Source organism: Rossellomorea pakistanensis (assembly GCF_016908495.1).
GTDB lineage: Bacteria > Bacillota > Bacilli > Bacillales > Bacillaceae_B > Rossellomorea > Rossellomorea pakistanensis.
Window position 1 is genome coordinate 805,124 of sequence record NZ_JAFBDZ010000001.1, and the last position, 12,624, is coordinate 817,747.

Consider the following 12,624-nt stretch of genomic DNA (forward strand, 5'->3'; position numbering starts at 1 on the left):
CTATCTATCTTCTAATACAATAAGACTACTTTACATGTAAACACGCTTTATGAAAAGACTAAATTTATTATTGAATTTATGGTATCATAACATTAGAAAACGCAAGCGGTTTAGCCGCTTGCGTTTTTTATTTGTTTTTCTTAGATGCCTTTAATAATTCCAATCTTTCTTACCAAGTAATTCGAAAGCTAACGCATTCGCCAACTCTTCTTTTGCGTAATTCAAATCCATAACCGCCCTTTGAAAAGAGGGTTCCATATGGTTATTTAATGTTGTTAGAGTCGTTTCTATCGCTTTTGAGATTTTAGTGTAATCAATATGAGTTTGATACATGTCAAACCACTCCTCTTCCATAGATAAAATTATTATACGCATGAAAGAAAAGTGATATTCTTACTTAATTGTTTCTAGGTGGTCTCGGACCCCAATATTGATAGAAATCTGTTCTAATGAAACCATTGAAGAGCTTTCGCTTTTTTGTCGCTTTCTTCCCATAAAAGTTCTCGAAGCCCTCATGAGAGGTCATAATGTAGACGGACCAAGTTTCAAGACTTCCAAAAGTATTCCCCATATCCTGATACATTTTTTCCACTTGCTTTTGATCTCCAAGTCTTTCCCCGTAAGGAGGGTTTCCAATAATAACACCATAGTTTTTATCTGAATGAAAGTCCTTTACTTGCATTTGTTTAAATTGGATTAAATCACCAAACCCAGCTTCAAATGCATTGGTTTTTGATATTTCTATCATACGATGGTCAATATCAGTACCAATGATTTCAAGAGGCTGGTCATAGTCAGCTAAATCTTCCGCTTCTATTCGTGCTTCTTCCCAAATCGTTTCACTCATCCATGGCCATTCTTCTGAAAGAAACTCTCTATTGAAACCAGGTGCAATATTTTGACCAATGAGTGCTGCCTCAATGGGAATGGTACCCGAACCACAAAATGGATCAACCAATGGTCGATCCGGATTCCAAACCGATAACTGAATTAGTGCTGCTGCTAACGTTTCTTTTAGTGGTGCTTCCCCTTGTCCCGCACGATACCCTCTTTTATGGAGCCCGGCACCGCTAGTATCCAACGTGATACTGGCAATATCTTTATGCAGCGCGACTTCAATTTTGAAAATTGCCCCTGTTTCATCCAACCAATTAGATACTTTGTAGGATGATTTTAATTTTTCAACAATGGCTTTTTTTACAATTGACTGACAGTCTGACACACTAAATAATTTTGATTTTACCGATTTCCCCTGAACTGGGAATTGAGCATCTACCGGAAGATATTTTTCCCATTGAATGGCTTTTGTTCCTTCAAAAAGCTGATCAAATGTTAATGCTTTAAATTCTCCAACTAGGATTTTCACACGGTCAGCAGTTCGAAGCCAAAGATTTGCTCTTGCAATGGCCTTTTCATCACCTTGAAACCTTACCTTTCCATTTTCTACAGTACATTCATATCCTAGTTCTCTAACTTCTTTCGCTACAAGTGACTCTAACCCCATTGCCGCCGTTGCGATTAATGTATACTCTGCCATATTTTCACACCTTTTTTTGTCATACCCATAAGTATTGACGTAAATTAATATATGTAAAATAATAAAAGCTCTCCTTATTATACAGGAGAGCGAACATTTAATATAAATCCCCGTTAAAAGCGTTCTGTAAGCCATGTTTTGTACCATCGTACTACAAGCGATAGGGATATCTCGTACTCCGGTGGTAATCATCTATCTACAAGAATCGAAATCCTTGTCCTTCTTTTCGTTCAATTCCTCCAAGAAGGTGCCCCTACCTAATTTGGGTTTCTCGCTCGTGGGGTTTACCTCGTTCCACCCTTGTCATTTCTTTCAAGGCTCCGTCACTGTGGCACTTTCAAGGTAGTAACACCATATCACAAGGACTTAGGTGCGTTCCCTGCCGTCACTCGGAGATATCCTCTCGAGTGCCCTAGCTTATGAATTGGCTAGGCACGAACACTACGGGCATCTCAGCACCGTGCGAGCATGGACTTTCCTCTACAACAAATGTTGCAGCGATTACCTAAACGCTATTAACAATGTATCCAAAAAACAATTATAGATGATTGGAATTAAATTTTCAAGTAGTACTTTTCACCAGTTCTGCCATCATTCGTATAATTTGCTTCCAAACACATGCTTTTCAAGATTCGATAGTCTTTTTAAGATATCAAAATTCGTCGTACCAGATTGTGGTGATGGAGTTCTTCTCCCTGCTTCCTCCAACTGCTTTTTCAACCTAAGATTTTCTTGTTGAAGATCTTCAATTGCCTGATGAAATGTTTCATAATCTTTTATAATCAAATCTAAGAACTTATCTACATCTTCTGGTTTATACCCACGCATGCCTGATTTAAATTCTTTTTCTAAAATATCTTTAGCCGTTAATTTTACTTTATCAGATATCATATTTTCACCTCAGAGTTCACCTTACATCAATATTATTTTTTCAAAAAATAGGATGTTTGTCAATGATCATTTAAGTAATATTCTTCCAACAAACGTTGTTGTTCTTCATCTGCAATAAATTGCAAATCCATAAATGTAATTTGCCGAATTTCTAAAGGATGACTTTCTTGATATATTTTAGCTCCTTCATATAAATATTTAGGTGATCCTTCTCTTTCTTCATCATATAAGATAAGGAGGGCATCACTTTTATGTAACAGCAGTTGATTTTTGTTACGAAATTGCTGAGGGTTGTTATAAGGTTCTTTAGAAATACTGTCCACAAATTCAGCTTGAGTAAGAATCATTTCATACAATTCTTTATTATTTTCATTCCAATTTTCTTCTTGATTTAAAAATGGGGTAAGTACAGCAAGCTTTATGTTGGGGTAATCTAATTGCATATCGATAACCACTTCTGCTGCCCAAAGCTCAACACCTAATTGCCCGCTAATCACAACCCATTCTAGCCCTTCATCAGCAAACGAAGCTAATTCTTTTTCTAAGGCTTTTTTTATATAGCCAATTGCAGGATCGTCCTGCTTAAAAAGCCCAAGTTCATGTTGCTTATAGCCAGAAACTGTTACTACCGAGGTCATTTTCAAAACCTCCTTCATTAGCTATATTATCTTTATATTAATGAAACTAATCAAATAAAACAAGAGGTGACGCTAAAGATAGCTTTACCACATGCCTTTAACATATAAAAGGAATTGTTAGCAAGAGCATTTTATCTTCTGTCAACCTCTTGTTGTATTTTAATTATTTAATATAATTCGACATCCAATATTCTTACTATCTACCATATGGTCCGAATCCTGGACCTCCTGGGCCAAATCCTGGTCCTGGACCACCTGGACCTCCTGGGCCTGGGCCAAAACCAGGTCCTCCTGGGCCACCTGGACCTCCACCGCAATTAAATTGTTGATGTGAAGCCGAGTCTACCATTGATTGTGTTTGTGGGAAATAGTGTTTATGCTGATACATTTGATTATTCATAATGGTTGTATGCACTGGATGAATATGAGGTACTTCATAGACGCTGTTTACATGCTTTACACAGCATTTTGTCGGATGAACTACCGCAGGTAAAACATTGTTAGGTCTGCATTTCATTTTATTTTTCTCCTTCCATCTATCTATATTTTTACTTCAATATCAGCCTATGATGGAAGTTTATAACATGTACTAATGCAAATACCTATTTTTTCAATACGGATCTTGTTCGATTTTATAATAGTGTAAGGAAAGTTCCTCTCATATTAGAAAAAACAAATGCCGTTAAACCTATTACAACAAAAAAAAGGATTAAAATTGCTCTATTCATGCTTATATCCGCCCTAACTTTTCAATCTAAAATTAATTTCAACACAATTCTACATTTTACAACTTTTAACCTTAACACTCAATAGATTTCTCCTAATTTTATGAAGTAATTTGTCATTTATTATTCTAATATTACGTTTACATTACGGAACTCGTCGAAAAATGCGCTTCCCCGGGAAATGTATTCTTACTTCGATAATTTTCGATTTAACCGCTTGATTCGAATCAAGACTTTTTCACTTGAATTATGGTCATTTTCAGTTAAAGACTTATAAGCTTCATTAGCATAGGAAATGGCTTTTTTATAATCTTTATAATAATGTTCATACACTTTCGCCAATTCTATAAGGCTTTTTATTTTTAAAGGCTGATCCTTTGTTGCTTGAAAGATTTTATTCCACAAAACAACTGCTTCATCAAATGCCTTTTCTTTTTTAAAGTGCAATGCCAATGCATAACTAGCAAGATTTTTTTCTTCACCAACTGAATGCATCACTTTTTGATAGTGCTGGACGGCAAGTTTCTCTTCTCCAACATAATCAAACCATTTTCCAACAAGCCATTTTTCCTTGCTTGTTTGATTGTGATCAAGACCAAGGATTTGAAGGGAAAGATGTGTATATAGAGTAATTAAAGAAAGAATGTCGAGTTCGTTATGAGACATAACCTTTAGCACTCCTTCTGGGTCTTTTCTCTCAACAAAGTCAAAATAAATCATTGGAGCTAAATATCCTGGGACATCGCCTTTACGATGAAACTGAAGAATCTTCTTCTCAACATTTGATAATTTTACTGATTCTAACTCATCCTTCCACATTCTTCTCGCAGCGTGGTATAAATCAAAATGCCCAAATGACGGAAGTTTTGGGACATGATCCCGTATAAGAGTATGTCTGGTCTTCACCTGGGGCCAGTCAAAAGCCTTGCCATTGTAAGTAACGAGAGTTGTATAATCGATATTTTCTAAAAAACTATAATAAAGGGGAATTTCGTTTCCAGGACTCGGTAATAAATGTTGTTTCAGTATTAATTCCTTTTCATTAAATTGAGCATACCCTAACAAGAAAATCATATTGCCTGCACCTCCTCCTAACCCTGTAGTTTCCGTATCAAAGAAAAAAATTTGAGAAGGATGAAGCCCCTTTGCAGACAAAGGATGTGACCCATCAAATCCTTGCCATTTTTCTACTACATTCAAAAAATCCTTAAAGGAATATTTCCCATGACATTCCTCAAGCTTGTAACGAACTTCTCTTATTAAACAATAATCATCATCTAAAAAATATGGACGGACATTTGCGTTTTCCCATATCTTTTCATTTGGGATCTCTAGGGTTTTCCTGTTTTCGATAATTGGGGCTGCTGCTTCTGTGACAATATGCTTTTTCATACGATTTAGTTTGCTCTTTATTGACATGTCTCTCCCCTTCCTTCCAACTGAGAAAGAAAGATATTGAATAATTTTAAAGTATCTCTTTTGGAATTTGCTGAAGAATGATCCGACCCTATGCAAGATGGACACCCATTATCACATGGACATTTGGATACCATTGACTTTGATTCAATAAAAATCTCGACCATTTGCTCGTAGACCTTTTCACTGAGCCCAATCCCGCCAGGGTAGCGATCATAGATAAAAATCGTTGGTTGATCATTATGTGCTGCTTTGACTTGAGGGACAACAAAAATATCACTAGGATCACACATAACAAATAATGGAATAACTCCTTTTAAACCATGGGAAAGACCGATTAATGCCTGCTCAAGTCGATCTTGTGAAATAAAATCATTGTTCTTTAATGAAACCCAAGCAGAATTTGTATGGAGCTCTTCTTCAGGAAGGTGAATAGGTCCTGAACCGATATTTTCATGAGTATCAAATTTTATTTTCTTGAATATAGTTGCCATGGCTATAACAGAAACATCTCCATATCCAATATCTACCATGAATGAAGTTCTTTCTTTATCTACTTCTAGAACACTAAGCTTAACAGCAAGGTTTGCATCGGTAAAATAGTCTACGTCGACTTCACGAACGAAAGCTTTCTTTTCATCCCAATCCAGCTTTTCAACTTGAAATTGAACTCCTTGATGAAGATAGATAGCTTCATCATGAAGAAGTGTCATGGCGGAGAAACGATCCATTTCTCCTATTACCTTCACATTCGCAACATCACTTTGGTCAATAATGATGACATTTTCTTGAGATGCTGAGCGCAAGCTGATATTATGTGCCGGGAAAGAGTCATTCATCCAATACCACTTTTCACCATTTTTATGAAGGATAGTTTCTTCCACAAGAAACTCTAAAATATCTTCTATTTCTAGAGAGCCAAATCGATCCCCTTCTTTGAAAGGTAATTCATAGGCAGCACATTTGAGATGATCTATTAAAATGATCAAATTATCGGAGTTAATTCTCGCTGTCTCAGGAGTTTGTTCAAAAAAGTATTGAGGATGATCGACAATATACTGATCAAGAGGATTTGAACTTGCCACCATTATAACTAGAGATTCTCCGTGCCTCCTCCCTGCTCTACCAGCCTGCTGCCAAGCACTTGCAATTGTTCCTGGATATCCTGTCATAATACAAACTTGTAATTGTCCGATATCTACTCCTAGCTCCAATGCATTCGTACTCACGACTCCATAGATTTCTCCATTGCGTAGACCCTTTTCAATTTCACGTCTTTGAGTCGGGAGATATCCACCACGGTACCCTCTTATCGATTTAGGTCCCAATTGTTTGTTTACCAGCTCTTGAAGATACGTTAAAATGATTTCAACTCTCACACGGCTTCTTGCAAAGACTATGGTTTGGATTTTATTTTTTAAAAGCTCTCCGGCAATATTCCGTACTTCAAGTGTTGCGCTTCTTCTTATGTTTAGTGGTTTATTAACAATTGGAGGATTATAAAAAACAAAATGCTTTTTACCACTCGGAGCACCGTTACGATCGATTAATCTCATGGAGGAGTTAGTTAATGATTCCGCTAGCTCTTTAGGATTAGCAATTGTTGCCGATGTACAAATAAAAATGGGATCACTTCCATAAAAGCTGCAAATCCTTTTCAATCTACGAATCACATTACTAACATGACTTCCGAATACTCCCCGGTATATATGTAACTCATCAATAACTACATATTGTAAATTTTCAAATAAAGACACCCATTTTGTATGGTGTGGAAGAATGGCTGAGTGGAGCATGTCTGGATTTGTAATAACAATTTGCCCTGCTTTTCTAACCTTTTGTCGAATATTGGCAGATGTATCACCATCATATGTGTAACTATTGATCCCCACGCTTGCCTCTTGGATGATCTCATTTAATTCACTCTTTTGATCTTGCGCTAACGCTTTTGTTGGAAAAATATACAGTGCCCTTGTCGTTGGATCATCCATGATACTTTGTAATACAGGTAAGTTGTAACACAAAGTTTTTCCAGAAGCAGTAGGAGTGACTGCTGTAAAATTCTCACCACGCATCGCTAAATCAAACGCTTCTCTTTGATGACTATATAGTTGTTGAATCCCTTTTTTGTTAAGGGCTTCTTTTATTTTAGGATGAATCGTTTCTGGCATATCCACATTAATGGCTTTCTTTTCACCAATCGTGTGCCAGTAGACAATTTGTTTTTTAAATTGTGGATCCGATTGTAAAAGATTGATTGTTTCTTGTAAGGTTCGTTTTTGAAACATCTATTTTCACCCCTCTTCTATTTTAGCGAATAAACGTTCGAATACAAAGCGAAAAATGGCAAAATAAAAAGTGGCAAGAACTACACCGCTTACTATTTCAGTAGATCTCCTTAAAGAAAATCAGCCTATATAGTAAAGCGTGATTCTACCACTCGATATAAAGTAACTAGTAACTAATACCTTTTTATCTGGCAAAATTCTTAATTTCCATTGCTAACACTTCTGGTTCCTCCATCATTCCCATATGACCTGAATTCTCTAGTAGAACTTCAGTCATCATCGGGCCATTATCTGTGAACGTTCTGTTGTTTGGGATGATTTGATCATGTTTTCCTGCTACTAATAAAACTGGCACATTACTATTTAATACAACTTGTAAACGTTCGACACGATTCCTCATTGCTTTTAATGACTCTTTCGCCCCCACTGGATTTGTATTGTATCCGATCTCTCTAGCAAATTGAATTTCCTCTTTCAATTCTTCGGTCTGGTATGGACTGAATAAATTCTGAACAAGATCATCTATATATAAAGGTAAACCATGACCATTAATGGCATCAATCGCTTTTGTTCGATTTTCCTTAGCTTCAAAAGTATCAGCGTACGGAGTGGAGTGAATTAATCCAAACCCTTTTAACTTCTCAGGAAAAAGTTCAGCAAAGGCGAGAGTTACATACCCCCCGAACGAATGTCCTAAAAGGTAAACTTGATCTAATTGCTTTTGATCTAAAAAATAATTAATATCCTTAGCCAAATCCTCGATTGAAAACCCTGCTTCAATCACAGCTGATTCTCCATGACCTCTTAAGTCAATTGTAATAACTCTGTGTGTATCCAAGAGAGGAACGATTTTATCCCAATATTTAGAGCTTCCACAAAATCCATGAAGAAGGATAATCGTATTTCCCTCCCCTTTATCTTCGTATGCAAGTTCATGGTCACCGACACGTTGTGTTTTCATCAAATCACACCCTTTTTTCTAATAGGTTACACTTTACATTTTCCCATTTAGCACCTATTTAAACTAAGGACATTCACACAATTTATCAACACATTCATATACTATATACGAAATTGTCTGCCTGAAAGGAGAGAGTATAATGAGTGATAACACTCCAAAGAAACCTGCTAAAAAAAATCCTTCTCCATTTGGAGAACTTATGAACTCGATGAATGATTTTTTTCAAGAACGACCAGTAAAGGGCATTCTTCAAAGTATTGATGAGTTTTTTCAATCTCCTTTTCCTAGTGGTATGGGTGGATTTCCTGTTGATTTAGAAGAAAACAATTCTGAGCATATTGTTAAAGTTCAACTCCCAGGAGTAAAAAGAGATCAAATCAATATCGATGTTTTTCAACAGTATGTAACGATTTCCGTTAAAAATACCAAGCTTTTCACCCAAGAAAATGAAGACAATAAAATTATTCAGCGAAAGCAGTCGATGCAGAGAACGACAAGAACTATTCCGTTGCCCAGTCTGATTGATGATCAAAATGCAAGTGCTTCCTATGAGGATGGACTACTAGTATTGAAACTACCGAAAATTCAAGGAAAAAAATTAAATTTAGAATAAAGCCATTGCACCACTGTGGAAAATACTTCATTACGACACAGTGGTGTTTCTTATAATCCCTTCATTCAAATTCAAACGAATAGGCCTGTCTAGTATCAAAGCTTATAAAACCACATTCCCCAATAGTAGAAGAAACTCTTAAAGCATCTTCTATATTAGAAATTGTGGTTCCTTCCCCATATGAGATAGCCCTATTACACTTTAAATAGTCCGCCAAGTCCCTTTACCATACTTGAAACTTGGTTAACTGCACTCATCATTTGTCCTGCGGTATTCATCATCTTATTAAAATCAACTGAACCATCCTGTGACTTAAAGGAATTCATGACCGAACCAATCCCAGAAGAAGTCTGTTTTTTCATAAAATTAGCTTTTGGATAAGGGTTAGCAAAGTGTTGGTTATTCTGATTCTGTTGAAATCCACCTTGACTATATGGATCTATTTCTTCTGATTGAAGAGGATTCTGAAAATAATGCGGTTGCTGGTAATGTGTCTTATGTTGTTGATATAGGTTCTGGTTAGAATAGGGTTGATTTGCTTGTGGTGACCCCTGAGGGAATGGTTGATATCCTGGTGGAAATCCTTGATGAAAATAATTTGCTTCTTGAGGTGGCCTCCACATCATGTAAGGATTATTATGAAAATGAGGATTTCTCATCATATACTGTCTGTTTCTCATCACTCTTCCTCCTGACAAGAGAGTTGCTACTGTATTCTATGACCAATGTTTAAAATGGTGAAATGTCCTATTTGATGATAAAACAATTTCCATTGAATCTTGTCGGAAGTTACAATATTCTAACTTCTCAAACAGATAAAAATCTGTGTTAGGATGAATTTGTACGAACCATTCAAAAGGGGAGGAAAAAGGATGAACTTGAAAACTCTTAAAGAAAACTTCTATGTAAAGAACCGCTACCACGCCGAAGACTTGCATGAATTATTATTGTTTGTTAAAAAAAGTTACATCCGTAACGAAATATCTATCGGAGATTACCGTAGTCTTATCAAAGAGCTAGAAACATCATCATATGATAAAATAACTCCAACCTTATAATGGGCTTTTTATTGGGTAACAGAGATAAATAATTAGAATCTTTATCGTTTTCTACATGAAAAGGGGATGTCCTATAAGGGTCCTGAAACACTCTGACTGCCCATATATATGAAGTTATTTTAGGTTCCTTCATTATATGAAGTCTCGGTTCCTGGCACCTGGTTTTCGGACACCCTTTCATTTTTTAAATTTCCTCTAATACCGAATGTAATACATAGTCAATTGATTGTATATAACTTACAAACCGTTTATAGCTTGTTTCAGGAAAGAAAGCTTGTACTGAGACGAGCTCTAAATTCTCAATTGTGTGAATGATTTGTGGAAAGTGGATATGTTTTGGCTGTTCTTCTAGAATCCACTCTTTTGCCTTTATCTCCCATAAATCTGATACTTCCTTTACCTTATCAGCAAATGGTTTTACTTCTTTGTAAAAGTCCCCTTTCTCCCCAGTTTCTCTTGCTAATTGATAACGATCCGATAAGTGTTTATTTAATAGAAGTAATTCTTCCGTTAACGTTTTTAATTCACTCAAAGAATATCTCTCCTTTTTAAAAAGTATCGTATTTCTAATCCTTTATGTTGAAAATTCATTATTAAAAACAAAAGGCTGTTTCCTAAACAATGTTATTTGAAAAAGGGGGGGGTTGCAGCAAAAGGATGCTTGCTTTCCGCGGGGCAAACGGTGAGTCTCCTCGTCGCCTTGCTCCTGCTTTAGTCTCACCTGACCCGCTTCTCCCGCAGGAGTCTCACACCTGAAGCGAAGACCACTTTTTTACAAAAATCTTAAAAAACACAATCTTTTAGTAAACCGCCAAACAAAAAAAGCAGCCTTTCAGCTACTATACTAAATTTAATACTTATTTATTTTATGAGGTTTTATATCTTAATTCAAGATGTGAGAATGGAGGGTGAGGCTTCAATAATGTATGTTCCTTTACAAATGGTGCTTGTTCCATTTGCTTTTCTAATTGAATTAGCTTTTGTTCAGCTAATTGGATGCTTTTATTTTGTGATTGAAGGCCATCAGAAGCCTCCTCATTAGCTTTCTCTGTAATTTTGGTTTCTAATTGTTCAAGTTCCTTCTCTATTTCCGATAATAGATTTAAAAGCTGATCTTTCTGCATCATAACCCTTTCCTCCTTTGATTTCTTTTATATCTAATATTCTCCTTCCATTCATAACTCCCTTCCTCTTAGACAAAACTAGAATCTATTCGTCAAACAAAGTGCTTATTATACAAAAAGTCTTAGTCTTTTCGACACAAAAAATCGGGTATGAAAGTGTTCGGGTAGTTAAACAATAATATTGGAGGTGCAGAAGATGACAAAACACAATAGTAAGGAACAGAAAAGAAACGAAACCAATACTTCGCAAACTAAAGCTTCAAAAGGAAATCCTAAATTAGAGGGTCCAAATCGACCTTCCACCTAAGGGACGTATGGGGTTGACCACTTTCGGTCAACCCCCTTTTCACCTATTGAATAACAGTTCGTTAAGACAAATTAAAGAATGAAGCTGGTATTGTTTATGAACGTACCAATCGGTAAGTTCAATTTTTTTTAATTGTGGAGGGTCCTGCTCCCAACTCGGCTTTATTTTACCCGTCCAATTATCATCCAAATGTCTATGGTGCTCAACAACAGGAAAAACCGCTCTTAGAATCGGGGTTCTAGAACCAGGAGAGTTGATCATATATCTTTCATAATCTTTTCTTGAACCAGTTGGTTCTGTCTCCAAGGAGAACTGTAAAAAATATGGAAATAACTCTTTCTGGAAGAGAATTTGATATAAGCTCTTCCCCAGATTAATTCTTTGATCTAATTTTCTAAAATTATGCACACTAGCACCATAGAGATTTCCATTGACAGTCGGGAAAATACATGAGCTAAAATGGAAAAGGTCTTGGAATATAAAAAATTTTGAAGAAAACACTCTTCTTTTGTAAATTGGATGCTCTATTACCGGCTTTTGAATGACATTTTGTTCATTTATAATTAATGAATAAACTAGCCTTTTCTCATTTCTATCTCTCCAAAATTTTTCCCATTCTATTCTCATAAATTTAGACACAAAAAATTCACTTAATAAATGAAACATTTCTTTCTTCCTATACGTCGAATAGTGGTAGATTAACAATTGTGGAAATACATCTTGAAAGATGAGCCAATTGGCTCGTTCATATGTGAGAAATAGTTGTTTTGTCATCTTTTCATCTAAAATTTTATTTAACCAATTCCCTTTCAAGTCACACATGTTCCAGCCTGCGTTTCTTGAAACCATTGAAGCTAAAAAACTCCATTTTATTTCGGGATGAAGTAGGAAATACTTTTGATAAGCAATTGTTCTTGAGATATTATCTAGATTTTTTTCGAAGGTAATGGTATGAATCTTGTCAATTAGTTCTGATATTGTTTTAATATGAGAGAAATCGGGTAAAAAACGTTGAAAAATGCCTTTTTTGTTCATAAAACACTCTCCCATTTAGTCTATAGGCATA

At 35.8% G+C, this 12,624-nt stretch carries 14 protein-coding genes and 1 other RNA gene; 2 read left to right on the top strand and 13 right to left on the bottom strand.

Going from position 1 to position 12,624, the window contains the following annotated elements:
* Positions 1-150 precede the first annotated feature (150 nt).
* The 9 genes from JOC86_RS03985 to JOC86_RS04025 form a co-directional block, all read right to left on the bottom strand.
* Entirely contained in the window at positions 151-333 is a 183-nt protein-coding gene (locus tag JOC86_RS03985; protein ID WP_205168465.1) for a hypothetical protein, read from the bottom strand.
* A gap of 64 nt (positions 334-397) precedes the next feature.
* Entirely contained in the window at positions 398-1,537 is a 1,140-nt protein-coding gene (locus JOC86_RS03990; protein ID WP_205168466.1) for a THUMP domain-containing class I SAM-dependent RNA methyltransferase, read from the bottom strand.
* A 122-nt stretch (positions 1,538-1,659) separates the two neighbouring features.
* Positions 1,660-2,050, bottom strand: an RNA gene (rnpB, locus tag JOC86_RS03995) — RNase P RNA component class B.
* Between the two features lie 78 nt (positions 2,051-2,128).
* The gene (gpsB, locus tag JOC86_RS04000; protein WP_205168467.1) at positions 2,129-2,428 is read right to left on the bottom strand and encodes a cell division regulator GpsB; all 300 of its coding nucleotides are present in this window, start codon (positions 2,426-2,428) and stop codon (positions 2,129-2,131) included.
* Between the two features lie 59 nt (positions 2,429-2,487).
* Positions 2,488-3,066 (bottom strand): SLOG family protein, encoded by a 579-nt coding sequence (locus JOC86_RS04005; protein WP_205168468.1) that lies wholly within the window; start codon positions 3,064-3,066, stop codon positions 2,488-2,490.
* 196 nt (positions 3,067-3,262) lie between these two features.
* Positions 3,263-3,583: a CotD family spore coat protein gene (locus JOC86_RS04010; RefSeq protein ID WP_205168469.1), complete on the bottom strand. Its 321-nt coding sequence runs from the start codon at positions 3,581-3,583 to the stop codon at positions 3,263-3,265.
* Between the two features lie 397 nt (positions 3,584-3,980).
* Entirely contained in the window at positions 3,981-5,210 is a 1,230-nt protein-coding gene (locus JOC86_RS04015) for a ribonuclease H-like domain-containing protein (RefSeq protein ID WP_205168470.1), read from the bottom strand.
* Positions 5,201-7,495, bottom strand: coding sequence for a DEAD/DEAH box helicase (locus JOC86_RS04020; RefSeq protein WP_205168471.1), 2,295 nt, complete (start codon positions 7,493-7,495; stop codon positions 5,201-5,203). Before JOC86_RS04020 ends, JOC86_RS04015 begins: the two co-directional genes overlap by 10 nt.
* Before the next feature lie 184 nt (positions 7,496-7,679).
* Complete coding sequence (locus JOC86_RS04025) at positions 7,680-8,456, bottom strand: alpha/beta fold hydrolase (RefSeq protein ID WP_205168472.1); 777 nt, start codon at positions 8,454-8,456, stop codon at positions 7,680-7,682.
* A gap of 139 nt (positions 8,457-8,595) precedes the next feature.
* On the opposite strand from JOC86_RS04025, the gene JOC86_RS04030 reads away from it, so the two are divergent.
* Positions 8,596-9,069, top strand: coding sequence for an Hsp20/alpha crystallin family protein (locus JOC86_RS04030; RefSeq protein ID WP_205168473.1), 474 nt, complete (start codon positions 8,596-8,598; stop codon positions 9,067-9,069).
* 194 nt (positions 9,070-9,263) lie between these two features.
* On the opposite strand, the gene JOC86_RS04035 is transcribed toward JOC86_RS04030, so the two are convergent.
* The gene (locus JOC86_RS04035; protein WP_205168474.1) at positions 9,264-9,749 is read right to left on the bottom strand and encodes a YppG family protein; all 486 of its coding nucleotides are present in this window, start codon (positions 9,747-9,749) and stop codon (positions 9,264-9,266) included.
* Positions 9,750-9,941: 192 nt separating this feature from the next.
* On the opposite strand from JOC86_RS04035, the gene yppF reads away from it, so the two are divergent.
* Entirely contained in the window at positions 9,942-10,127 is a 186-nt protein-coding gene (gene yppF, locus JOC86_RS04040) for a YppF family protein (RefSeq protein WP_205168475.1), read from the top strand.
* Positions 10,128-10,311: 184 nt separating this feature from the next.
* On the opposite strand, the gene JOC86_RS04045 is transcribed toward yppF, so the two are convergent.
* The 3 genes from JOC86_RS04045 to JOC86_RS04055 form a co-directional block, all read right to left on the bottom strand.
* On the bottom strand, positions 10,312-10,659 hold the full coding sequence (locus JOC86_RS04045; protein WP_205168476.1) for a YppE family protein: 348 nt from the start codon (positions 10,657-10,659) through the stop codon (positions 10,312-10,314).
* Positions 10,660-10,993: 334 nt separating this feature from the next.
* Positions 10,994-11,254, bottom strand: coding sequence for a hypothetical protein (locus tag JOC86_RS04050; protein WP_205168477.1), 261 nt, complete (start codon positions 11,252-11,254; stop codon positions 10,994-10,996).
* Between the two features lie 343 nt (positions 11,255-11,597).
* Complete coding sequence (locus JOC86_RS04055; protein ID WP_205168478.1) at positions 11,598-12,593, bottom strand: DUF2515 family protein; 996 nt, start codon at positions 12,591-12,593, stop codon at positions 11,598-11,600.
* Between the last annotated feature and the right edge of the window lie 31 nt (positions 12,594-12,624).

Bases quoted from the DNA above. Each gene is read 5' to 3' on its own strand.
- JOC86_RS03985 (WP_205168465.1), bottom strand. From the start codon at position 333: ATGTATCAAACTCATATTGATTACACTAAAATCTCAAAAGCGATAGAA.
- JOC86_RS03990 (WP_205168466.1), bottom strand. From the start codon at position 1,537: ATGGCAGAGTATACATTAATCGCAACGGCGGCAATGGGGTTAGAGTCA.
- gpsB (WP_205168467.1), bottom strand. From the start codon at position 2,428: ATGATATCTGATAAAGTAAAATTAACGGCTAAAGATATTTTAGAAAAA.
- JOC86_RS04005 (WP_205168468.1), bottom strand. From the start codon at position 3,066: ATGACCTCGGTAGTAACAGTTTCTGGCTATAAGCAACATGAACTTGGG.
- JOC86_RS04010 (WP_205168469.1), bottom strand. From the start codon at position 3,583: ATGAAATGCAGACCTAACAATGTTTTACCTGCGGTAGTTCATCCGACA.
- JOC86_RS04015 (WP_205168470.1), bottom strand. From the start codon at position 5,210: ATGTCAATAAAGAGCAAACTAAATCGTATGAAAAAGCATATTGTCACA.
- JOC86_RS04020 (WP_205168471.1), bottom strand. From the start codon at position 7,495: ATGTTTCAAAAACGAACCTTACAAGAAACAATCAATCTTTTACAATCG.
- JOC86_RS04025 (WP_205168472.1), bottom strand. From the start codon at position 8,456: ATGAAAACACAACGTGTCGGTGACCATGAACTTGCATACGAAGATAAA.
- JOC86_RS04030 (WP_205168473.1), top strand. From the start codon at position 8,596: ATGAGTGATAACACTCCAAAGAAACCTGCTAAAAAAAATCCTTCTCCA.
- JOC86_RS04035 (WP_205168474.1), bottom strand. From the start codon at position 9,749: ATGAGAAACAGACAGTATATGATGAGAAATCCTCATTTTCATAATAAT.
- yppF (WP_205168475.1), top strand. From the start codon at position 9,942: ATGAACTTGAAAACTCTTAAAGAAAACTTCTATGTAAAGAACCGCTAC.
- JOC86_RS04050 (WP_205168477.1), bottom strand. From the start codon at position 11,254: ATGATGCAGAAAGATCAGCTTTTAAATCTATTATCGGAAATAGAGAAG.
- JOC86_RS04055 (WP_205168478.1), bottom strand. From the start codon at position 12,593: ATGAACAAAAAAGGCATTTTTCAACGTTTTTTACCCGATTTCTCTCAT.